Genomic DNA, 20597 nt, shown 5'->3' with positions numbered 1-20597 from the left:
CTTTAACGCCATATGGCCTGGCTTGAATTCAACTTAGGGGAGGAAAAAATCACCAGCAAGTGCGAATATCAGATCTTTGTGCGATTATCGGACGGTTTGTTATTTTGATGTTAATTTTGTGATGCAGCTAACTAATTCACCCATTTGCTGTAGCAGGTGGTTGCATACGCTGACGTAAGACGCTATTTGCATGATTATTAACGAAAAGGAGAGGCGGAATGAGCGATATGCCGGAATTAGGCGACGGCGAACTGCAGCGGCTGCAGGAGATCGGCGAGCTGAGCAATGATAAATATAAGGGCGACCCCAACTTTATGGCGTCGCTGGCGCGCGGGCTGGAAGTGCTGCAGGCTTTCAAGCCGCAGTATTCGCAGATGTCGGTGTCGGAAATCAGCCAGATTACCGGCATTCCGCGCGCGGCGGTGCGGCGCTGCCTGTACACGCTGAAGGCGCTGGGGTTTGTGCACTGCCCCGACGGTCGCCACTACCGGCTGCTGCCGCGGGTGTTGACCCTGGGGCACGCCTATCTGTCCTCTTCGGAACTGGCGAAGGCGGCGCAGAATTCACTGGATTACCTGAGTAAGCAGCTTAATCAGTCCTGTTCGGTGGCGACGCTGGACGGCGACAATATCCTGTATATCGCCCGCGCCTCGGTAAAGCGCATTATGACTATCGATCTCGGGCGCGGCAGCCGCCTGCCGGCCTATGCCACGTCGATGGGGCTGGTGCTGCTCAGCGCGCTGGATGAAGCGCAGCTGGAGGCGTATTTGTCGCGGGTGACGCTGGAGCCGCTGACGGCGCATACCGTCGTCAGCGAGGCGCAGCTGCGCGAACAGCTGGCCCGGGTGCGGCGCCAGGGCTATGCGATTAACGACCAGCAGTTGGAGATTGGCCTGCGTTCCATCGCGGTGCCGATGCACTCGCGCAAAGGCGGCGTGGTGGCGGCGATGAACGTCGGCGTCAATGCCTCGCAGGTGTCGGCGCAGGAGCTGCGTGAGCGCGTGTTGCCGCTGCTGCAGCGCACGGCGATGGAGCTGGCGCTGCTGCTGTAGAGGTTAACTTTTTATGGCGTACGCCGTTACCGGAATCAGTGCAGGTTGACGGGGAGCGTGCGCGTTGATAACTGCTCCAACAGCGTCGCCGACGGAATAAAGAACAGGCTGCCGGTCACCGCGTGGCTGAAGTCGAGCAGCCGGTCGTAATTGCCCTCCGGCCGGCCGATAAACATGTTTTCCAGCATCTGTTCAATCGGTTCCGGCGAGCGCGCATAGCCGATAAAATAGGTGCCGAATTCACGCATGCCCGGGCGGCCGAACGGCATGTTGTCACGCAGGATTTTCACCTCGTTGCCGTGTTCATCTTCAAGGGTGGTGAGGGAACTGTGGGAGGAGGAGGGTTTCACATCGTCGTCCAGTTCAATATTGGACTGTTTATGGCGGCCGATAATACCTTCCTGCTGCTCCACGCTCAGGGCGTTCCAGCCCGTCATATCGTGCAGATACTTTTGCACCAGCGCGTAACTGCCGCCGCTAAACTCGGCGTCTTCTTCGCCAATCACCGTAAAATCAACGGCTTCTCGGCCTTCCGGGTTTTCCGTACCGTCGACGAAGCCGATCATCGCGCGTTGATCGAAATAGCGGAAGCCGTGCACTTCATCAACCACGCTGACGGCGTCGCCCAGTTTGTCCAGCAACTGGGTCGCCAGTTCAAAACAGAGATCCATATCATCGGCGCGAATATGCAGCAGAATATCCCCCGGCGTGGCGACGGCGACGCGTCCGCCGGCGCCTATTTCGCGGAACGGGTGCAGTTGCGCGGGGCGCGGCTGGCCGAACAGCGTATTCCAGGCGCCGGAGCCGAAGCCGCAGACGCAGGATAACTTTCCGGCCGGCGCTCTTTTCCCGACCGAACGCACCAGCGCAGCGACGTCGGCGCACCAGTCGCGTACCGTATCGTAGTGTTCAGGGACGGGGTTAAGGGTGGCGACAATAAAAATGGCGCTGCGCGTTATCGGGCTAAAAACTGCTTGTGAATCATAATTATGGTTGTTCATGAGTCCTTTGCCGTAAAAGTGAGAATGCCACTGATATTTTAGAAGTAAAAAGTAGCGAGCGCCAAAATCGTCACGATATCGATTGGATATTTCCCCACATCATGAGCTTCAGATTGTTTCCTTTAAATACAGTGAGATAGGTCGATATTGTGTGTGATAGACCGTATCTATTGCGCCATAAAGTTAACCAATTTGACGGTATGTTATACAGAGGTAAAATGATTTTACATCGCAGAAAATAGCCGGACACAAATAAAAAATTGATTAGCCAGCGGCCGGTTATTTATTAAAAAGACATCGAGACAATTATGAAATTCAAATCAAAAATAAAGCCGTATAAAGCGGCCGCGGGCGGTTGGGGCTCATTGGAGGCCACCACGCGGTTTGTTTTTGACAGTAAACAAGCACTGAAGAACATGGTCAACCTGATGCGGATGAATAAATCCAAAGGGTTTGACTGCCCGGGCTGCGCCTGGGGTGACGATAATAAAAGCACCTTCAGCTTCTGTGAGAACGGCGCCAAAGCGGTGACCTGGGAAGCGACGCGGCGTCACGTCGATCGCGAATTTTTCGCCGCGCACCGCGTCAGCCGCCTTTATCTGGAAAGCGATTATTTTCTGGAGTATCAGGGCCGGGTGACTGAGCCGATGCGCTATAACGTCGCCACCGATCATTATGAACCCATCAGCTGGGATGACGCTTTTGCCCTGATTGGCAAACACATCAAGGGGATGGAGAATCCGAACCAGCTGGAGCTGTACACCTCCGGACGCGCCAGCAATGAAGCCTCGTGGCTGTATCAACTGTTCGGCCGGGTGCTGGGCACCAATAATTTCCCCGACTGTTCCAACATGTGCCACGAAGCCAGCGGCTTCGGCATGCGGCAAAGCCTGGGCGTTGGCAAGGGCACCATCCGCCTGGAGGATTTCGACCAGGCGGACGGCATCTTTGTCTTCGGCCAAAACCCCGGTACCAACCACCCGCGCATGCTGCACAGCCTGCGCCATGCCGCAGAACACGGCGCGCGCATCGTCACCTTCAATACGCTGCGCGAGCGTGGGCTGGAACGCTTTGCCGACCCGCAAAAACCGTTGGAAGTGGTGACGCCGATGGCCGGCGAAATCAGCCATCGCTATTACCAGCCGAACCTGGGTGGCGATATGGCGGTGGTGCGCGGCATGGTGAAAGCGCTGGCGGAAACCCACCACGCGCGCATCGCCGCCGGGGAATCCGGTCTGTTCGACACGCAGTTTATCGCCGACCATACCGAGGGCGTGGAGCGCTATCTGCAGGAAGTGGTGGCCACCAGTTGGGCGTTTATTGAGCGGCAGTCCGGCCTGAGCGAGGCGCAAATCCGCGAGGCGGCAGAGATTTATCAGCACGCAGAACGGGTGATTTGCACCTGGGCGATGGGCATTACCCAACATAAACATTCGCTGGCGACGGTGCGTGAGATCGTCAACATGCAGCTGCTGTTCGGCCAACTGGGCAAACCGGGCGCCGGTCTGTGCCCGGTGCGCGGCCACAGCAACGTGCAGGGCAACCGCACCATGGGTATCGATGAGCAGCCGCCGGCCGCCTTTCTGGACAGCCTGGGCGCGCACTTTGGCTTCGAGCCGCCGCGCGCCCACGGCCACAATACGGTGGATGCGCTGAGCGCCATGCTGCGCGGCGAGGTTAAGGTATTGATCGCGCTGGGCGGCAACCTGGCCGCGGCGGCTCCCGATAGCCGCCGTACGGAAGAGGCGCTGCGCAACTGCGATTTGACCGTGCATATCAGCACTAAACTTAACCGCAGCCACCTGGTGACCGGCAAAAAAGACGCGCTGATTCTGCCGGCGCTGGGGCGCACCGAGCAGGATGTTCAGGCCGGTGGCAAACAGTTCATCACGGTGGAAGACTCCTTCAGCATGGTGCACGCCTCCGAAGGTATTGGTAAACCGCTGTCTGACAGCCAGCGCTCTGAAACGGCGATCGTCGCCGGCATCGCCAACGCGGCGTTCGGCAATACGCCGACCATCAACTGGCTGGAACTGGCCGGAGATTACAACAAGATCCGCGACCATATTGCCGCCACCATTCCAGGCTTTAGCGACTTTAACCACAAGTGTGAGCAGCCGGGGGGCTTTTACCTGGGCAATGCGGCCGCCGAGCTGCGCTTCCCGACGGCGTCTGGCAAGGCGCAGTTCAGCCATGCGCCGCTGCCGGCCACGCTGTTCCCGCAGTTGGCGACGCAGCAGGACGTGCCGTTCGTACTGCAGACGTTACGCTCCCATGACCAGTACAACACCACCATTTATGGCCTGGATGACCGTTACCGCGGCGTTTACGGCCAGCGTGAGGTGCTGTTTATGAACCCGGAGGATATCGCCGCGGCCGGCTATCAGGCCGGCGATCTGGTGGATATTGAAACCATCTGGAACGACGGCGTGCAGCGAGCGGTCAGCGGCTTCAAACTGGTGAGCTACGCCATTCCCCGTGGCAACCTGGCCGCCTATTACCCGGAAACCAACCCGCTGGTGCCGATGAACAGCATCGGCGACGGTACCGGTACGCCTACCTCAAAATCCGTTCCGGTAAAAATTACCCGCACCACGAGCAGATCAACTCAGCGGATTGCATAACCTGTTTTCCGCACCGTCGGCGGATGATAAAAAAGCCTGTTTCGACAGGCTTTTTTATCGTTGGCGGCTCAGGTCAGGTTGAAGTGGCGATCCGGCTTATGCAGCGCCGGCAGCGGCTGCTGATCGTTCATTTCCATCAGGCTGCGTTCAATACCGTTACAGATGGCGCTGAGCGGCAGATCGTTGGCGGTGGTGCCGAACGGGTCCTCCAGCTCTTCGGCCAGCGAGTCCCAGGACAGGAAGGTGTAGGAAATAAATACCGAGACGAACGGCGTCATGTAGTGCAGGTCGGCCACCAGCGCGAAGGGCAGCAGGGAGCAAAACAGGTACACGGTACGCTGCAGGATCAGGGTATAGGCAAACGGCACCGGCGTATTGGCGATGCGTTCGCAGCCGCCGAGTACGTGGGCGAGTTCGTCGAGTTTATTATCCAGCATCCTGTAGGTGATGTCGCTGAGCCGGCCGGCCTGACGCAGCCGGCCGATTTCATGGCCGAGCAGCAGCAGGATACGGTTGGTCGGCATCGGGCTGGCGTTCACTTCTGCAAACGCCGGCTTCGGCAGAATGCGGTACAAATCGGCGGTCGCATCGGTGTGGCGCAGCTGGTGCTTCAGGCTCCAGGCGAAGGCGATCAGATACCGGGCGATATGGCGATGCAGCGCTTTCTCTTCCGGCAGCAGGTTTTGCAACTGGCGCAGCAGGGTGCGTTCGGCGATCAGCAGCGTGCCCCACAGCATGCGCGCCTCGACGAAGCGGCTGTAGCCGGCGTTGTTGCGGAAGCCGAGAAAAATGGCGATGGCGATCCCAAGCAAACTGAAAGGGGCAACGGTTAAATGAATGCCGAATTGCTCATACCATTGATAAAAGACAATGGCGATAATCGACATCAGGACATTTAAGCCCAGACGAAAAGTTATTTTTGACAGCACCGAGCCGCGCCAGTCAAACAGGCGCAAAAACCAGTGCTGGTTTGGACGAATGATCATAAGGTCAATATTTCCTGATTTTTACTGAAATATTTTATGGGATGAATAATAGGTTGTATTTTAACGGATGGTGGCGTCATTGAGAATAAGCTATTTAATCAACAACGGATTTTTATTATCCATCCGGATGACGGAAAGCTTCCTGATTAATTTATTACGCCAGAGGTCATGTTTTTCTCCGAAACAAAATAAAACCGGCCCTGTCGGGGGCCGGAAACAGCGAGCCTATGCGCTGCCGGAGCGCCACAGACGCTGCGGATGCGTATAGACGGTGGCGCGCCCCGGCTTGCTGAAGCCGACCAGGGTTAGATTGCAGCGCTCGGCCACCTCAACCGCCAGGCTGGTGGCGGCGGAGACGGCGAACAGAATTTCAATGCCGCACATCGCGGTTTTTTGCACCATTTCATAGCTGGCGCGGCTGGAAACCAGCACCGCGCCGGCCTGCCAGCCCTGCTGGCTGCGGTATCCCAGCAGCTTATCCAGCGCCACGTGACGGCCGACGTCTTCATAGCCGCCGCTCAGGTTACCGTCCGGCTGCAGCCAGGCGGCGGCGTGGGTGCAGCCGGTCAGCTGCCCGACGGTCTGATAGCTTTTCAGCTGCGCCAGCCCGGCATCAAGCTGTGTTAAATCAAAACGTTGGCTGAACGGCAGCGGGGCGATGGTGCGGGTGACTTCCTGCAACTGCTCCACGCCGCAAACGCCGCAGCCTGTGCGCCCGGTCATGCTGCGGCGGCGCTCTTTCAGCTGCATAAAGCGCCGGCTGGAGAGTTCGATATGCACTTCTATACCGTTGCAGGCAGGGTACTGCTGAATATCATAGATCTCGTCGGCTGAGGTGATAATGCCTTCCGACAGGGAAAAACCGATGGCAAAGGCCGGCAGATCCTTTGGCGTTGCCATCATCACCACGTGGGAAATGCCGTTATACACCAGCGCGACCGGCACCTCTTCCGCCAGCCAGTCTTCTTCCGCCTGTTGCAGATTATCGCGCTGCCAGACCGGGCGTTTAACCATGCACGTATCGGTGTTATTTTCAGGCGCATTTGTTATTAAATGTTTATTCATCATCTCTTCTTGCCGGCTGTGATTCAGATAACGACGCGACTAAACGGTCGAGATTTTATTATACACGGATGACGGTGGAGATTCCCGAAAATATTGGCGGATTGTTATTATCCGGCATCAGCAGTTTTATTTTTTATAATCTGAATAAAATCATCAAGCAGTACGCTGTCATCATCGCTTCTTACTTTGTGTCTTAATCAGGCGAGGAACTATGCGCCGGATGCTATTATAGGTTCAGGTGCTGTTTCTGCCGGCGGCACGCCGAATTACTCAGCCTCTGGGGAGCTAACGAAAGCTCGTTGGACGATTGATCTTATAGGCAACGACGACATTTAAAATGCTGTAGGCATAGCCTCTAACAAATATGAAATAAAATTCAGATAGGAGAATTCTGTTGACAGAACAACAGTATATAGAAAGGAGAGATACTCTTGAGGGGTTATCGATAGGTAACTTATGGAAGAATATTGATCCGGATAGTGTTGAGGGGCTAAAAACGCTCAGTTTTGATGAGGAAAAAGATATTTTCTTATGGTTTCTCCATCATTTACTGAGTGATGGAACTGTAAAGTTAGCGAGTGATGGTGTTTTTTTACCTGGAACGGCAGAGGAACAGATAAAGCACTTCACAGATGTTTTTCCGAGAAATCAGGATGAAATGGATGCCGGCGCGTTCGATGGGTATTGGTTTTTGACTGAACAGTGCCCTGGAGGGATCGTCTGGATCCACGAAGATGGCTATCAAGACTGGACCTAAATGCTAATGAGAACGGCTCTGCGGAGCCGTTTTTTGCTGCTACCGTTCATGTTGCCTGATATCACCCAGCCATCAGACAAAAACGTGCTCTCGTTACAGGAATGTATTCGCCTGTATACCGGATTACGGCTTTACGAACGGGGTGCCTTCCTACCATTTGCCCCATGCTGCACTATTCTTAAGTCACGCTGATTTTGCTCTTGGAGGCACGACGTGTCTTACCTGTCCGGGCGCTCGTTGCTGGCTTTACTGTTCTGGTGCGCGCTCTATTTTCTTACCGGCTATATCTCTTTGTATATGGATGCGCCCGTCAGCCGGGTCGCCGCCGTCTGGTTCCCTGCCGGGGTAGCGGTCAGCGCATTTTTGATCTTCGGCCGGGGTTATTGGCCGATGCTGTTTCTGGTGCTGTTCCTTACCCGGGTGCTGCTGGATGCCACGTTGCGGCATACGCTGGAAACCTCCCTGATTCTATCCGCGATCTCCCTGAGTAACAGCCTGGCGGTGGCGTGGTGCGTCAGGCATTTTTCCTCACTGCAAGATCAACTGCGCAGCGTGGGCGTCTGGCTGTTGGCGACGTTGGGCACCAGCGTGCTCTCCGGTCTGCTGGGCGGTGGCTGGCTGGCGTTAAGGCACGAGGTTGATTTTGTGCAGGCCGCTTGGACGTGGTGGGCGTCCAACGTGGTCGGCACCATTTTGCTGACCACCATCCTGATGGGGCTGCGCTGGCGTTCCGGGCCATTAAGCGTTCGCCAACTGCTGTCCGGCGGTGTGCTGTGGTTGCTGCTATGCCTGAGTGCCTGGTACGTTTTTCATCAGCCGATCGGCGGAGCGCACGGAACGGCGCTACAGTTTGCCCTGGCCTGCCTGCCGGTGATGCTGATGATTGCGATTCCGGTGATGAGCGGCAACCGGTTCGGTGCATTTTCCTTCCTGTGTTTTAGCATCATCGTGATTTATTACTCCTGGCAGCGCTATGGCCCATTTTTTATCCCCGGGCTGCGCGACGGTGAATCGTTGCTGCTGGCGCAGTGTTACCTGTCCGCCACGGCGCTGCTGTTGAGTTTTGTCTATGTGCAAAAGCGTGCGGCGGTAAGCGCATCAGAGGCGGAAGAACGCATGGCCGGCCCCGGACAGGGGAAGGCGGCCTACCATCTGGAGCCGCAGAGCGGGCGGCTGACGTGGGATGAAAACATCCATACCCCGCTGAGCCAACAACTGGCCGCGATAAGCAATGTTGAACAATTGTTTGCGCTGCTGTCGGCGGAGGACAGCAGCGCCATGCAGCAGCGTTGGCAGCAGGTGTTGCAGCAGGGGGGCAACAGTGAAACCTTCCGCTTCCATCTGGCGCTGCCGCCGTCAAACCGGATTGCGGTCAGCGAAAACCGTTTGCTCGGCCTGCGCGGGCCTGCTGGCGTGGTGATTGTCGGCTACTGGAGCGAAGAGCCGCACAGCAAAGTCTCTATTCACTCACCGCAGGGGGCGTAAATATGTTACAGCTTGCCTTGTTGCTATCCGGTGCTGATTTCGTAAGAAGGAATGCCCCGCTGCTGGCGGTAATCGGGCTGTTGTGGGGCGGACTGGGCGTCTCCATATTTATTGACGGTTTGCAGGGCATTCGCTATTTCCCCCTGCATATCTTTGGCATTCTGCTGCTGATTGAGAGCCTGGCGACGCTGATGCTGGCCCCTGGCGGCGTCGGTGCGCAAAAGGCGGTGCTCTATTTTAAAGGCGGCATTTTTTGTTTTGTTGCGTTGCTGATTTTATCCGGGCGTAACAGCAGTAATCTGTTACTGGCGGTCATTTTCGGTTTTGCCTTCTTTATTACCGGGCTGTTTGTGATGGCCTCGGCCTGGGTGGTGCGCTACCACGGCTGGCGACGGGCGTTTGCCGCCGGCGTTGCGCAACTGCTGTTCGCGCTGTTTCTTTTCTTCCCGTACCCGACGCACCATCATGGCACCGTTTCGCAGTTTCTTGGCGCGATTATGATGGCCGGCGGCCTGCAGTGCCTGCGGCTGGCCTGGCGTGCATTCCGCCTGCGAGACGGCGCGGCGGTGTTTAATTTGCTGGCGCCGGGCGGGCTGCTGCCGGAAACGGCAGCGCCGCCGCAGGAACCAGATCCGTTGCCCTATGACGGCTCGCTGGTGGTGCATATCTGGACGCCGGAAGGCTCGGCAGCCAGTAAACCGATCCGCCGGCCGGTGTTTAACCGCTATATTGCTGCGGTTGACGCCAACGGCGTGATTTCTACCGGCCATGCGGCGCTGGAAATGCCGCCGGAACTGTATATCAGCCTCTATCCGGCGGTGGATATCGACCGCTCGCCGTCGGAATTTTTCAATACCCTGAAGGCAATTCAGGAGAACAACGTCGCCGGGCAGTACCAGCAGAGCTACGCCAGCGAGTCGGCGGCGTGGTGTGAGTCCGACCGCAAGATTGTCTTCCACGACTTTAATCCCGAAGGGCTGCGGCGCTACTGGGCCAGCTATCGCCAGGCGGAGGTGTACAACCTGACCTGGCGCAACTGTTCCAGCAGCGTGGCCTACGGGCTGGAGGCGGCGTTGGACGGCGTTTTTGCCCGCGGCGGCTGGCTGACGTTTTTACGCCTGTTTTTTATTCCCGAACTGTGGATTGCCGCCCAGTTGCGCAAGCGCGCCACCACCATGGCCTGGACGCCCGGCCTGGCGCTGGACTATGCCCGGGCGCTGCATGCCATTGTGCATCCGGCACGCCTGTCATGGCGACGCCGGCGGCGTCAGGATGACGCTTCCTGATGCTTCGCCCGGTAGAAAACGGTGCGCCCTGGCTGGCGGAATACGCCCGGCTGGCCGGCGTGGTCTGGCTGGATAATGACCGCTTTCAGATTCGCAACGTACGCAATTTTCGCTACCGCAGCGTTGCTGAACCGCTGCCGGCGTGGGACGATCGCAGCTTTCGCCTGAGTGAACTGAACGCCACCGATCTGGTGCTTTCTTACTGGGGCGGCAACGCCATTGCCCACGTATTTCTCAGTTTTGGCTTTAGTAACGGGGAGTGGCTGGCGATCTCGATTGAGACCCGTCGCAGGGAGGATCAGCCGTGGTCGGCCATGGGGGGATTTTGGCGCAACTACCCGGTGATCTATGTCGTGGCCGACGAGCGCGATCTGATCGGCGTGCGCAGCGATGTGCGCCACGAACGGGTCTGGCTGTATGGATTAACGCTGACGGCCGAGCAACGTCGGCTGCTGCTGCGTGATTACCTGCTGCGTATTGAGCAGGTGAATGCACAACCGGAGTGGTATCACACGCTGTGCAATAACTGCACCACCAATATTCTGCGTCACGGCCGGGCGGTATCGCCGGCGGTCAAGTATGACTGGCGGCTGCTGCTCAGCGGCTTTGCCGACCGTTACTGTTACCGCATGGGGCTGCTGGACAGCCGGCTGCCGTTTGCCGATCTAAGGCGTCGCAGCCGGTTGCAGCGTCCGCCCGGCGCGCTGATTGACGGCGAGTTTTCCCGGGCGATCCGCCGCGGGCGCTCAACGTGATGCCGTCCGGCGGCTGAGCGACAGCACGGTAAACAGCGCGCACAGCAGCGCGGTCATATACGGCAAACCATGGGTAGCGGCTTCCATCGCTGCGCCTCCCAGCAGCGGGCCGAGCAGGGCGCCGGCGCCCCAGGCGACCGACATGGCGGCATAGATGCCCGCCAGCTGCGCGCCGCGAAACCGTGAACCTACCCAGGTGATGGCGACGGTATAGATGCCGACAAAGACCCCGCCCCAGACAAACAGCAGGCAGTAGGCCAGCAGCGGCGTGGTCAGCAGCAGTGGCCACACCAGCGCGCCGAGGGCTGAAATTGCCGCCAGCAGCGTCATCAGGCGGCGGCGATCCACTTTGTCCGCCAGCCAGCCCAGCGGCAGCTGCAGTACGATGGCGCCAAACATCAGCACCGAGATCAGCAGCGTCGCCCGTGATTCACTCCACCCCAGGCTGATGGCGTACAGTGACAGAAAATTCATTCCCGCCACTTCAATCGCGGCGTTGAGCGCGGTGGCGACGATCGCCAGCAGGGCCAGCTGCAGGCTCTGCCGCAGCCCGATCGGCGTCAGCTCCTCGCCTGGCTGCCGCACCATACCGGCTCTGTCGATCAATGGCACGGCGGCCAGGGCGATCAGCGCGCCAACCACAAACGGCCCGGCGCTGTCGCTGCCCATCATCGTCAGGATCAGCGGACCGGAAGCGAACCCCAGCGACATCCCGGCGGTATACAGCGCCATGGTTTTCCCTCTGGCTTGCTCGACGGTGGCGTCATTCAGCCAGGTTTCGGTCAGCACCATAATGATTTCGGTAAATATGCCCAGCCCGAAGCGCAACACAAACCATGCCGGCAGCGGCAGCCAGGGAAACAGCAGAAACAGCAGCGCGATGGCGCTGAGCGAGGCGCACATCAGCGCCAGCGGGCTGAAGCGGCGGAACAGCCGCGGCAGGAACGGGGCGACGGCGAATACCCCAAGGGCGTGCATGGCGGCGTTAAGCCCGATAGTGGTCTCGCCATAGGCGTTATCCGCCAGCTGCAGCGCGATAAGCGGTGCGCTGAGCCCGTAGGTCAGGCTGAAGACCGACACGGAAAAAATGACGGACAGAATGTTACGGTGCGCCTGTTGCATGGACGATCGATCCTTTCTGCAGAGAGCGGCCAGGGGTGATGGTGTGAGGTGTGAGAAGTATAGCAAGTGCGGAGAAAGGCGCGCCGGCGATGCACCGGCGCGGCGCGCGGTTATTTCCTGATGGGAACCACCAGAATATCCGTATGCAGGGTATTAATGGCGTTTCTGGCGGAAGAGAACAGGTTGCCCCAGAGATCCTGATGGTGGCCGAAGATAAACAGATCGATGCCTTTTTCTGCGGCGGCGTATTTCAGCTCATAAGCCAGCTCGCCGCGTCTGATAATAACTTCCGCGATCGGATAGGAGGCGGCCTGCAGCAGCGGCTGCATCTCCGTTCTGATCTTCTCCTCAAACTGGGTTTCGGAGAAGTTCGCCACCGGGCGGCCCAGTTCCGAATAGTAAGAGGCGTGATGCTCATCGACATAAATCAGCGACAGCTTCGCCCCGAGCGCCGAGGCGAGGGCGATGCCTTTGTCGATAAGCAGGCGTTCCTCATCCAGCAGTGAGGTGGCGACGGCGATATGCTGGTAGCTGCTCATAAGGCCTCCTGATTGGTCACTAACGGTACAACGAGGACATCGACGTCGAGATGATTAATCGCCTGCCGCGTAGTGGAGAACAGGTTGCTCCACACGTCGTGATGGTGGCCGAAAATAATCAGATCGATACCGCGCGCGTCGATTTCTTTTCTCAGTTCCGGCAGCAGTTCGCCCGACACGACGATCGAATCCGGTATCGGATAAGACGATTGCTGTGCAATGGCGGCTAGCTGCTTGCTGGCGGTGACTTCGGCGGGCACCTCGCCGCTGTAGTGGTAGGTCTGCAGGCCCAACGCCGAGTAGTAGGGCGCGTGGTGAATATCGACGTGAATTAATGACAGCTTGGCATCACAGGCGTCGGCCAGCGCCGCACCTCTTGCTAACAGTTGCCGGTTGTCGCCGTTAAGGTCGACGGCAATCACGATATGTTGGTAGCTCATGGCGCCTCCTTGGGGTTCTGACCCAATGCAGAGAGCGGTCCCACGCATCCATCCGCTGTTGGCGGGGTATGTAATTAGTTTAGTACAGAAATTACCTGCGGCCCGGCGACCGTTGCAAACGCAGCGCTAAAGGGGGGCATCGGGAGCGTCAATACGGCGTTGCAGAAAATCGATAAACGCCCGCACCTTCTCGGAGACATGGCGGGTATTGGGATAGAGAGCGTAGATGCCCTGTCTGGGAAAACGGTGGTCGGGCAGCAGCCGGGTTAAGGCGCCGCTGGCGATGTCCTCCCGCACCAGCCAGGCGGGCAGTAACGCTACACCCGCGCCGCTGCGGGCAAACGCCAGCAGTGCCGCCGCGCTGTCTGCCATGATTGTGGCAGGGGTGCTGGCCCGGAACAGCACGCTGTCGCCGGCCGGCGTCACCACCTGCCAGCTCAGCGGCGTGGCCAGACGGCTATGGGCGATCCAGCGTGCGTTTTGCAATTGCTGCAGGTCCGCGATTGTCCCGTCATGATGCGTCGTCAAGTAATCCGTTGAGGCTACAGGGAAAATATCAAACCACTCCAACAGTTTTGCATGGTGCGTCGAGTCCGCCAGCTGGCCAAGGCGTATCGCCACGTCAAAACGCCCGGCGATCAGATCGTCGTTTTTTGACGAGGAGACGTGTTGAATGCGCAGCTGCGGATGCAGAGCGGCAAACGCCGAGAGCGCGGGCACCACGACGTTGGCGCCATATTCCGGCGTGGTGGTGATGCGCAGTATGCCGTGCAGGCCGCAATGGTCGCTGCGCACATCGTCCAGAATTTTTTCCGCATCCTGCAGCAGCTGCAGACAGCGCAGATAAAAACGCTCGCCGGCATCCGTGACGGCAACTTTCCGGGTGCTGCGGGTGAGCAGGGAGACGCCCAGCTTTTCCTCCAGCTGCTTGATATTAAAACTCACCACCGCCTTGGTCAGCCCCAGCGTCTGCGCCGCGCCGGTAAAGCTGCCGGCTTCCACCACCGCCACAAATATCTCCAGGCGCTGCATATTCAACATGGGTTTTCCTCGCGTGGGGGAATAATTGTCAAAATAATTTTGACAGTGTAACCGCCAGGCGCCGATTTATCTTTTTTTTTATGATTTTATACTACGCGCACTGTGCTGTTTTTTATGGAAAACCTATGAATTACCGGCTGCGTGTCGCCAGCGTCTATCTGCTGGGATTTTTTATCGATCTGGTCAACATGTTTATCGCCAACGTTGCCTATCCGGATATCGGTCGGCAGCTTGATGCGCCGGTCAGTCAGCTGGCGTGGGTGAGCAACGGCTATATTCTGGGACTGACGCTGGTTATTCCCCTGAGCGGCTGGCTGGCAAAACGGATGGGATCAAAGCGCCTGTTGATGCTCTCGCTGGGGGTTTTCATTATCGGCACCTGCGGCGTAGCCGCCGCCGGCAATATTGGACAGCTGATAGCCTGGCGCGTGCTGCAGGGGCTGGGCGGGGGGCTGCTGATCCCGGTCGGCCAGACCATGACCTACGCCCTGTACCGCAGCCATGAGCGGGCCAGGCTCTCTGCCGTCGTGATGCTGGTGGCGCTGATGGCGCCGGCGCTCTCTCCGGCTATCGGCGGGGCGCTGGTCGACAGCGTTAGCTGGCGCTGGGTATTTTTGGCCAGCCTGCCCTTGGCGTTCGCCGCATTGATCCTCGCCGCCTGCTGGCTGAAGCCCGACGCCGAGGCCGGCGCGGCCGAACGGCTGGACTTCAGCGGCCTTATCTCGGGTTGCCTGGCGCTGAGCCTGATCCTGTTAGGGCTGACCAACATGGGGGAGTCTGGCCGTCTGGGCGTGGGGGCGATGCTACTGCTTGCCGGTCTGGCGCTGATGGGCGGTTATGTGCGCGCTTCATTACGCAAAACGCAGCCGCTGCTTAACCTGCGCCTGATGCAGGAGCCGATGCTGCGAACCGCGATGCTGATTTATCAGCTGATTCCCGGCATTTTTACCGGCGTCAGCCTGGTTGCGATGCTGTATCTGCAAAATCAGCTGGGTATGCACGCCACGCTGGTGGGGGTGATGATGTTCCCGTGGGCGATCGCCGCGTTTGCCGCTATCTCCCTTACGGGCAAAACGTTTAATCAGCTTGGGCCGCGCCCGCTGTTTATCATCGGCTGTCTGGTGCAGGGGAGCGGTATCGGCTTACTGTCGCTGATTGGCAGCGGCGATGACGTGGTGCTGGCGGCCTCCGCCTACGCGTTGATGGGGTTTGGCGGCAGCCTGTGCAGCAGCACCGCGCAGAGTTCGGCATTTATTCAGGTAGACGATACTGAACTGGCGGATGCCAGCGCGCTGTGGAACATTAACCGCCAGCTCAGCTTCTGTTTCGGCGTCACGCTAATCAGCTTATTGCTTAACGTATTACTCAATATGACCGGTATGCCGCCAGCGCGGGCTTACCACCTGTGTTTTGTCCTGGCGGCGGTCAGCACCGTCATCCCCGTTCTGCTCTGCCTGCGGATCGCCAATCGCAGCGTTATTCTTATGCTTAATCAGGAGAAATGATGAACCGTTATTTTCAGGAAGTTTTAGATGCCCATACGCTGATTCGCCGCTGGCTTGGCGATGGCGACAGCCCGGTGGCCGTGTGTGACGATTTATTGGCGCGTTTCAGCCCGGACTATTCCATGGTGACGCCGGGCGGCGCACTGCTTGATTTCCCCTCGCTGACTACATTTTTCCGCGCCCAGTGCGGCGCGCGGCCGGGGCTGGAGATTGAAATTGACAACATGCAGCTGATTGCAGAGAGCGCCGCCGGGGCGACCGTGACCTATCAGGAGCGGCAGCAACTGCCGGGCCAGGAGGCGACGCTGCGCTTTTCGACCGTGGTGTTTGAATTGGGGGCGGATAATCAGGTGGTATGGCGTCATCTGCATGAAACCATGCTTCCCCTGTAAGCGCGCTGCCCGCGTAACGCCGGTGGTTTGAGCCACGGCGGGTATGGAGCGGGCGGCGTAGCCGAAAGCGTCAAGAAAAGTGAACACCGGACGCCGGTAGCTGGCGTACATTCTGCGAGGTAACTCTCGTTTATTGTTGAGCAGTTGTTGCACGTATGGGCTATTGTTTTCTCTCAGTTTAGTAATCGGAACCCTGTTTCATATTTGAAACTGCGCGGAGAGAACAGATGAATCAACGGGAAATAGAGAGCACGGTTGTTACCGATTTTTCCAAGCGTATGAGCTACGGCGACTATCTGTGCCTGGACCAGCTGCTGGACTGCCAGCACCCGCTGTCCAACCCGCAGCACCATGATGAAATGCTGTTTGTGGTGCAGCATCAGACCTCCGAACTGTGGATGAAGCTGATGCTGCACGAGCTGCAGGGCGCGCGCCAGCTGGTACAACAGGATAAACTCAGCCACTGCTTCAAGATCCTGGCGCGGGTGAAGCAGATCCAGCGTCTGCTGTTCGAACAGTGGGCGGTGCTGGAAACCTTAACCCCGTCGGAGTACGTCGAGTTTCGCAATGTGCTGGGCAATTCGTCCGGTTTTCAGTCGCATCAGTACCGTTCGATTGAGTTTTTGCTGGGGAATAAGAATGCGGCGATGCTGGAGGTGTTCCGCAACGACGAGGGGAAATACGCCGCGTTGAAAGCGATTTTGGACGCGCCGAGCCTGTACGATGAGTTTCTGCTGTACCTGGCGCGCAAAGGGCTGCCGGTACCGCAGGCCTGCGTGGAGCGGGACTGGACGCAGCCTTACCAGCGCAACCCCGATTTATTGCCGGTGTTTAAAATCATTTATGACAATCCGCAGACTTACTGGGAAGCCTATGAAATGGCGGAGAAGCTGGTGGATATTGAGGAGAGTTTCCACCTGTGGCGCTTCCGCCATATGAAAACGGTAGAGCGGATTATCGGCTTTAAGAGCGGCACCGGCGGTTCCAGCGGCGTCAGTTTCCTCAAAAGGGCGCTGGAGCTGACCTTCTTCCCGGAGCTGCTGGATGTGCGCACCGAGATCGGCAACTGATGGGGCAGGGCGCCGGCGGGTTACATTGCCCGGCGCAATTCTTGCAGGCGATCCAGACAGGCCTGCCAGTATCCGCAGATGATAAGGCTGGCAAGGTGATTTTCGCAGAAGCGATCCATACGGAGATGGGCGGTCATTAGTTTGCGCAGCAGCGTCAGGTCGGCCTGTGCCAGCGTGCGCCGGCAGGTGAAACGCGGATCGCCCCCGCGGGAAAACTCATTCGTCCAGTCGTAGACAAAGAGAAACTGGCTGTGGCTCAGGGCCTGAATATGGCGCAGCAGAGGCTCATGAGGTACATCGTCAAATCGCCATTGGGCGTCCGGCGGCGGCGTAACGCCCGCAGCGCTGTCCAGCACGGCGTCGATGTCTTCTTTACTCAGTGGGGGGATGGGGGTCATGGGGGAGATGTCCGTGTTTTTAATGGGATGTTTATTGTTTATAAGGAGTTTAACCACTTTTTTCAGTATAAGCACGGTTCTGCCGGATCGGCGACAATGTCGTGTTCTTCGTAAGCGAAGATATCAACCGCATTTTTCTTGTTTGGTTGTATCGTAGCCCTTTAGCCAAAGATATTATCAACGTGATTTAAATTTCATCACGTTTACATTTTAATCTTCTGTAGATGCTTTGTTGCACTTTTTCTAATGGATGCGTTATCTGAGTGAGTTAATTTTTTTATTTTTTCTATGGATTCTTTTGTGTTTATCTTTGCTAGAGCTCTGATGCATTTATCAGCCAAGACATGATCTTCATCATAATCCAAGTAATCAAGATTTAATAAAGATGTTTCAAATAAACTATTTATGCTTGTTTCGCTTTTATATTGTGCCAACAGCCGGACTAGTTCTTCGTGTTTTTTATGCCAAGTTTCTGTAAGTAGATTGTTTAATAAATTTATACAAGTGTATCTGTAGCCTATAACGTCTCCAAAATATAAAAAAATATCTACTGCATCTGGATCTTTTTCATTGCGAGCATTGTAAAGTTCTTTGCATATATTTATCTCTCCGTAATTTTCATTATATGAACTGATCAGTTCAGTGGCGGTTATTTTATTCATGATAAATGATAGAATTAAATCCTTTTTATCGGTTGACATATGCAAATTAATCCTCGTGAGTCATTTTGTTTTTCGTTGAGGGTATAAGTAAGCGCCCAGTTTGGTTTCCTGTGTCACTGGTTGATTGCACTTAACCTCATGTTTTTTATATGATTGTATGTTATTGGTTGTTATAATTTCAACTGCTTTATCTTTTATTTATTTTTGTTGGTTCTTGACAGTGAATTTATTTTTTCTTTAGCATATGGAGTACTTACCTTTGCTTCAGCCGTTGGTTGATTTGTCCCTGTCGAGGTACTGGCCTTGATAGTGTCGGTCATGCGCTCCGGCAGGCCGTTGAGTTCGCTGTGGTACCAGTAAACCTCGCTGCTGTCGCCGTGGCGGTCGACGCGGGCCAGCGGCTCGTAGCTGTCTTCCTTGTACAGATACTGGATGCTGCGCTGCGGCTGGTCGGGACTGTGCTCGCCGACCATCTGCAGGCCGTCCAGTGGAACAGGGTGGTCTGCGGCTCGCCGTGGTGCGGGTAGAGGGTTTTCCGGGGTTGTAAACGGAGGCTGTGAATAAAAAACATAAAGCCGGAAGAGCATTAGAAGCTCTCCGGCTTTTTATTCAATTATTAATATTTCCCTGTGAACATAAACTCTTCAAGCATGTTAATGAACATAGATTTATCTTTTGTCTGCTTACTACCTAGGAATTTTTCCTCTTCTGTCTTTCCTGTCTTTTTATTTATTTTTATGATGAAAAAATCCAATACAAAGAAACCATTAGGTTCTCCTTCTGGTTCATATCGTGAATCGAAGCAAAGACCATCAAGAGAATTATGACCGCTAATCAAAATTGATCCATAGAACCAATCCATGTTTTCTTTAGTAGGTTCATAGTTGTAGAAGTTATTTACATCAATTACCCATCTGCTTGGTACTCTTAAAGGTTGAATGTTTTTCCATATTTCTTCTTTCATTAACGAACTCCTGGAATGTATTTTCCTACTTGTTCTAACGATGCGGGGAAACTATGAATTGTAGGGACTGGAGTATTTGTCATTTCAATCCTTACCCAATCAGTTAATTTCCCTTCATTGTATCCCACGTGTCCTTTAGGGTTTTTGTAAAACATGAATCGAGTTCCGCCATGATCGAAAGCATGACCATTCCGAATAGCTCCATATGCGGCTTGTTTCTCAAAACCAGACACTTTACCTGCATATTCCGGGAAGTAAGATGCTTCAGATCTTTTATCTAAAATTCCTTTGCCTACGCTCAGGTTTTTAGCTTCATCTGCATCTTTTGCATTAATATGTTTTGTTGCATGGCGACCAGCAGTAGGGCGTTGAGCATTATAGACATCTGTTCGAAGAGCTTTGCGTTTATGGTATCCGGTAGGGTCACACCTAGCCAACCCCAACGGATCCACCCAGCTAATCGGATCCGGGGTATACGCGTAGGTATTCTCCCCGCCGGCCAGCCCGATCGGATCTGACTGGGTAAACCTGCCGCAGTTCGGATCGTAGTAGCGGAACAGATTGTAGTGAAGCCCGGTTTCCCTGTCCAGATACTGGCCCTGATAGCGCAGGTTCTGCTGTGTGGCGAGGGTGCCGCTCTCGGCGTCGGTGGCGCCCCAGGCGGAGAAACGGCCGTGCCAGACGACTTTACCCTGTGCGTCGGTCATGCGCTCCGGCAGGCCGTTGAGTTCGCTGTGGTACCAGTACACCTCGCTGCTGTCGCCGTGGTGGTCGACGCGGGCAAGCGGCTCGTAGCTGTCTTCCTTGTACAGATACTGGATGCTGCGCTGCGGCTGGTCGGGACTGTGCTCGCCCACCATCTGCAGGCCGTTCCAGTGGAACAGGGTGGTCTGCGGCTCGCCGTGGTGCGGGTAGAGGGTTTTCCGGGTGCGGCGCCCGAGCGCGTCGTAACGGTATTCGGCACGCTGGTAGCGGCTGTCGCCGTCGAAGGTGACGGCGGTCAGGCGGTGTTCGGCGTCGTACTGAAAACGCTGCTCGACGCCGGTGTTGCCGTCGCGGCGCCAGCTGAGCCGGCCGAAGCCGTCATAGCCCCAGCGGTGGCCGTTCAGGCGCTGGAGCAGGTTGCGCCAGACGGTGACGGCCGGGCCGTCGCTGCGGTTGCCGGCGGGGTCGTAGTAAAAACGCTCCTCGCGCTGCGGCAGGATACTGTGGGTCAGCTGCCCGCGGGCGTCATAGCCGAAGCGGCGCTGCTGGAACTGCGGCCCGTCGGTGAGGTTGTCGTTCTCAATCAGCTTCTGCTGCACCACCAGGTCCTGACGGTCCCACTGGTAGCGGCGTTCGAACACCAGCGGGTGGCTGCGTTCGCTGCTGGCGCGGCGCAGGTGACTTACCGGTGCAGCTTGCAGCACTGCCAGCCGGCGATATCGTGCCGCTGGCCAACAGGGAGAGGGGG

21 protein-coding genes are annotated in these 20597 nt (G+C 56.6%); 9 read left to right on the top strand and 12 right to left on the bottom strand.

All coding sequences use genetic code 11. From position 1 onward, the window contains the following. Positions 1-218: 218 nt before the first annotated feature. A complete protein-coding gene (locus CLM71_RS14585; RefSeq protein ID WP_105231659.1) occupies positions 219-1052 on the top strand; it encodes an IclR family transcriptional regulator C-terminal domain-containing protein in 834 nt (277 codons plus the stop codon). Positions 1053-1087: 35 nt separating this feature from the next. On the opposite strand, the gene CLM71_RS14580 is transcribed toward CLM71_RS14585, so the two are convergent. Further along, on the bottom strand, positions 1088-2053 hold the full coding sequence (locus tag CLM71_RS14580; protein WP_105231658.1) for a Dyp-type peroxidase: 966 nt from the start codon (positions 2051-2053) through the stop codon (positions 1088-1090). Positions 2054-2361: 308 nt separating this feature from the next. Here CLM71_RS14580 and CLM71_RS14575 point away from each other — a divergent pair, with 308 nt between their 5' ends. Next, the gene (locus tag CLM71_RS14575; protein ID WP_105231657.1) at positions 2362-4677 is read left to right on the top strand and encodes an FdhF/YdeP family oxidoreductase; all 2316 of its coding nucleotides are present in this window, start codon (positions 2362-2364) and stop codon (positions 4675-4677) included. 68 nt (positions 4678-4745) lie between these two features. On the opposite strand, the gene CLM71_RS14570 is transcribed toward CLM71_RS14575, so the two are convergent. Together CLM71_RS14570 and fdhD are read right to left on the bottom strand one after the other, a co-directional pair. Next, positions 4746-5663: a bestrophin family protein gene (locus CLM71_RS14570; RefSeq protein WP_105231656.1), complete on the bottom strand. Its 918-nt coding sequence runs from the start codon at positions 5661-5663 to the stop codon at positions 4746-4748. A gap of 225 nt (positions 5664-5888) precedes the next feature. Continuing rightward, positions 5889-6677 (bottom strand): formate dehydrogenase accessory sulfurtransferase FdhD, encoded by a 789-nt coding sequence (gene fdhD / locus CLM71_RS14565; RefSeq protein WP_234008580.1) that lies wholly within the window; start codon positions 6675-6677, stop codon positions 5889-5891. 442 nt (positions 6678-7119) lie between these two features. On the opposite strand from fdhD, the gene CLM71_RS14560 reads away from it, so the two are divergent. From CLM71_RS14560 to CLM71_RS14545, 4 genes are all read left to right on the top strand, one after another. After that, the gene (locus CLM71_RS14560; RefSeq protein WP_105231655.1) at positions 7120-7485 is read left to right on the top strand and encodes a DUF596 domain-containing protein; all 366 of its coding nucleotides are present in this window, start codon (positions 7120-7122) and stop codon (positions 7483-7485) included. Between the two features lie 213 nt (positions 7486-7698). Continuing rightward, entirely contained in the window at positions 7699-8970 is a 1272-nt protein-coding gene (locus tag CLM71_RS14555; RefSeq protein ID WP_105231654.1) for an MASE1 domain-containing protein, read from the top strand. 2 nt (positions 8971-8972) lie between these two features. Continuing rightward, positions 8973-10256 carry an MFS transporter gene (locus CLM71_RS14550; protein ID WP_105231653.1) on the top strand — a complete coding sequence of 428 codons (1284 nt, stop codon included), beginning with the start codon at positions 8973-8975 and terminating at the stop codon, positions 10254-10256. Next, positions 10256-11011, top strand: a complete 756-nt coding sequence (locus CLM71_RS14545; RefSeq protein WP_105231652.1) for a DUF4105 domain-containing protein — start codon at positions 10256-10258, stop codon at positions 11009-11011. The genes CLM71_RS14550 and CLM71_RS14545 overlap by 1 nt, the downstream gene beginning before the upstream one ends. Here the strand turns inward: CLM71_RS14545 and CLM71_RS14540 are convergent. The 4 genes from CLM71_RS14540 to CLM71_RS14525 form a co-directional block, all read right to left on the bottom strand. After that, complete coding sequence (locus CLM71_RS14540) at positions 11003-12133, bottom strand: MFS transporter (protein WP_105231651.1); 1131 nt, start codon at positions 12131-12133, stop codon at positions 11003-11005. The genes CLM71_RS14545 and CLM71_RS14540 overlap by 9 nt on opposite strands. Positions 12134-12243: 110 nt before the next feature. Continuing rightward, the gene (locus CLM71_RS14535; protein WP_105231650.1) at positions 12244-12672 is read right to left on the bottom strand and encodes a universal stress protein; all 429 of its coding nucleotides are present in this window, start codon (positions 12670-12672) and stop codon (positions 12244-12246) included. Next, entirely contained in the window at positions 12669-13112 is a 444-nt protein-coding gene (locus CLM71_RS14530; protein WP_105231649.1) for a universal stress protein, read from the bottom strand. The genes CLM71_RS14535 and CLM71_RS14530 overlap by 4 nt, the downstream gene beginning before the upstream one ends. 126 nt (positions 13113-13238) lie before the next feature. After that, positions 13239-14153 carry a LysR family transcriptional regulator gene (locus CLM71_RS14525; RefSeq protein WP_105231648.1) on the bottom strand — a complete coding sequence of 305 codons (915 nt, stop codon included), beginning with the start codon at positions 14151-14153 and terminating at the stop codon, positions 13239-13241. 125 nt (positions 14154-14278) lie between these two features. On the opposite strand from CLM71_RS14525, the gene CLM71_RS14520 reads away from it, so the two are divergent. The 3 genes from CLM71_RS14520 (at position 14279) to kynA (ending at position 17120) form a co-directional block, all read left to right on the top strand. After that, positions 14279-15658 carry an MFS transporter gene (locus CLM71_RS14520; RefSeq protein WP_105231647.1) on the top strand — a complete coding sequence of 460 codons (1380 nt, stop codon included), beginning with the start codon at positions 14279-14281 and terminating at the stop codon, positions 15656-15658. Continuing rightward, positions 15658-16050, top strand: a complete 393-nt coding sequence (locus CLM71_RS14515) for a DUF4440 domain-containing protein (RefSeq protein ID WP_105231646.1) — start codon at positions 15658-15660, stop codon at positions 16048-16050. The genes CLM71_RS14520 and CLM71_RS14515 overlap by 1 nt, the downstream gene beginning before the upstream one ends. Positions 16051-16277: 227 nt before the next feature. Further along, on the top strand, positions 16278-17120 hold the full coding sequence (gene kynA, locus CLM71_RS14510; protein WP_105231645.1) for a tryptophan 2,3-dioxygenase: 843 nt from the start codon (positions 16278-16280) through the stop codon (positions 17118-17120). Positions 17121-17140: 20 nt separating this feature from the next. Here the strand turns inward: kynA and CLM71_RS14505 are convergent, their stop codons facing one another. The 5 genes from CLM71_RS14505 to CLM71_RS14485 all read right to left on the bottom strand — a co-directional run bounded on the left by CLM71_RS14505 (position 17141) and on the right by CLM71_RS14485 (position 20553). Beyond that, positions 17141-17518, bottom strand: a complete 378-nt coding sequence (locus tag CLM71_RS14505) for a DUF6508 domain-containing protein (RefSeq protein ID WP_105231644.1) — start codon at positions 17516-17518, stop codon at positions 17141-17143. A gap of 203 nt (positions 17519-17721) precedes the next feature. Continuing rightward, positions 17722-18219 (bottom strand): HEAT repeat domain-containing protein, encoded by a 498-nt coding sequence (locus CLM71_RS14500; RefSeq protein WP_105231643.1) that lies wholly within the window; start codon positions 18217-18219, stop codon positions 17722-17724. A gap of 155 nt (positions 18220-18374) precedes the next feature. Then, positions 18375-18767 (bottom strand): hypothetical protein, encoded by a 393-nt coding sequence (locus CLM71_RS14495; RefSeq protein ID WP_105231642.1) that lies wholly within the window; start codon positions 18765-18767, stop codon positions 18375-18377. A 29-nt stretch (positions 18768-18796) separates the two neighbouring features. Beyond that, positions 18797-19144: a hypothetical protein gene (locus CLM71_RS14490; RefSeq protein ID WP_105231641.1), complete on the bottom strand. Its 348-nt coding sequence runs from the start codon at positions 19142-19144 to the stop codon at positions 18797-18799. After that, positions 19144-20553 carry an RHS repeat domain-containing protein gene (locus CLM71_RS14485; protein ID WP_234008579.1) on the bottom strand — a complete coding sequence of 470 codons (1410 nt, stop codon included), beginning with the start codon at positions 20551-20553 and terminating at the stop codon, positions 19144-19146. The genes CLM71_RS14490 and CLM71_RS14485 overlap by 1 nt, the downstream gene beginning before the upstream one ends. Between the last annotated feature and the right edge of the window lie 44 nt (positions 20554-20597).

The sequence above is a fragment of the Serratia sp. MYb239 genome, from assembly GCF_002966855.1.
GTDB lineage: Bacteria > Pseudomonadota > Gammaproteobacteria > Enterobacterales > Enterobacteriaceae > Serratia_B > Serratia_B rhizosphaerae.
This window is presented reverse-complemented; position numbering and strand designations above follow the sequence as displayed.

Excerpts from the sequence above, each read along its gene's own strand:
- CLM71_RS14585 (WP_105231659.1), top strand. The coding sequence starts at position 219 with ATGAGCGATATGCCGGAATTAGGCGACGGCGAACTGCAGCGGCTGCAG.
- CLM71_RS14580 (WP_105231658.1), bottom strand. The coding sequence starts at position 2,053 with ATGAACAACCATAATTATGATTCACAAGCAGTTTTTAGCCCGATAACG.
- CLM71_RS14575 (WP_105231657.1), top strand. The coding sequence starts at position 2,362 with ATGAAATTCAAATCAAAAATAAAGCCGTATAAAGCGGCCGCGGGCGGT.
- CLM71_RS14570 (WP_105231656.1), bottom strand. The coding sequence starts at position 5,663 with ATGATCATTCGTCCAAACCAGCACTGGTTTTTGCGCCTGTTTGACTGG.
- fdhD (WP_234008580.1), bottom strand. The coding sequence starts at position 6,677 with ATGGTTAAACGCCCGGTCTGGCAGCGCGATAATCTGCAACAGGCGGAA.
- CLM71_RS14550 (WP_105231653.1), top strand. The coding sequence starts at position 8,973 with ATGTTACAGCTTGCCTTGTTGCTATCCGGTGCTGATTTCGTAAGAAGG.
- CLM71_RS14545 (WP_105231652.1), top strand. The coding sequence starts at position 10,256 with ATGCTTCGCCCGGTAGAAAACGGTGCGCCCTGGCTGGCGGAATACGCC.
- CLM71_RS14540 (WP_105231651.1), bottom strand. The coding sequence starts at position 12,133 with ATGCAACAGGCGCACCGTAACATTCTGTCCGTCATTTTTTCCGTGTCG.
- CLM71_RS14535 (WP_105231650.1), bottom strand. The coding sequence starts at position 12,672 with ATGAGCAGCTACCAGCATATCGCCGTCGCCACCTCACTGCTGGATGAG.
- CLM71_RS14530 (WP_105231649.1), bottom strand. The coding sequence starts at position 13,112 with ATGAGCTACCAACATATCGTGATTGCCGTCGACCTTAACGGCGACAAC.
- CLM71_RS14525 (WP_105231648.1), bottom strand. The coding sequence starts at position 14,153 with ATGTTGAATATGCAGCGCCTGGAGATATTTGTGGCGGTGGTGGAAGCC.
- CLM71_RS14520 (WP_105231647.1), top strand. The coding sequence starts at position 14,279 with ATGAATTACCGGCTGCGTGTCGCCAGCGTCTATCTGCTGGGATTTTTT.
- CLM71_RS14515 (WP_105231646.1), top strand. The coding sequence starts at position 15,658 with ATGAACCGTTATTTTCAGGAAGTTTTAGATGCCCATACGCTGATTCGC.
- kynA (WP_105231645.1), top strand. The coding sequence starts at position 16,278 with ATGAATCAACGGGAAATAGAGAGCACGGTTGTTACCGATTTTTCCAAG.
- CLM71_RS14505 (WP_105231644.1), bottom strand. The coding sequence starts at position 17,518 with ATGACCCCCATCCCCCCACTGAGTAAAGAAGACATCGACGCCGTGCTG.
- CLM71_RS14500 (WP_105231643.1), bottom strand. The coding sequence starts at position 18,219 with ATGTCAACCGATAAAAAGGATTTAATTCTATCATTTATCATGAATAAA.
- CLM71_RS14495 (WP_105231642.1), bottom strand. The coding sequence starts at position 18,767 with ATGCTCTTCCGGCTTTATGTTTTTTATTCACAGCCTCCGTTTACAACC.
- CLM71_RS14490 (WP_105231641.1), bottom strand. The coding sequence starts at position 19,144 with ATGAAAGAAGAAATATGGAAAAACATTCAACCTTTAAGAGTACCAAGC.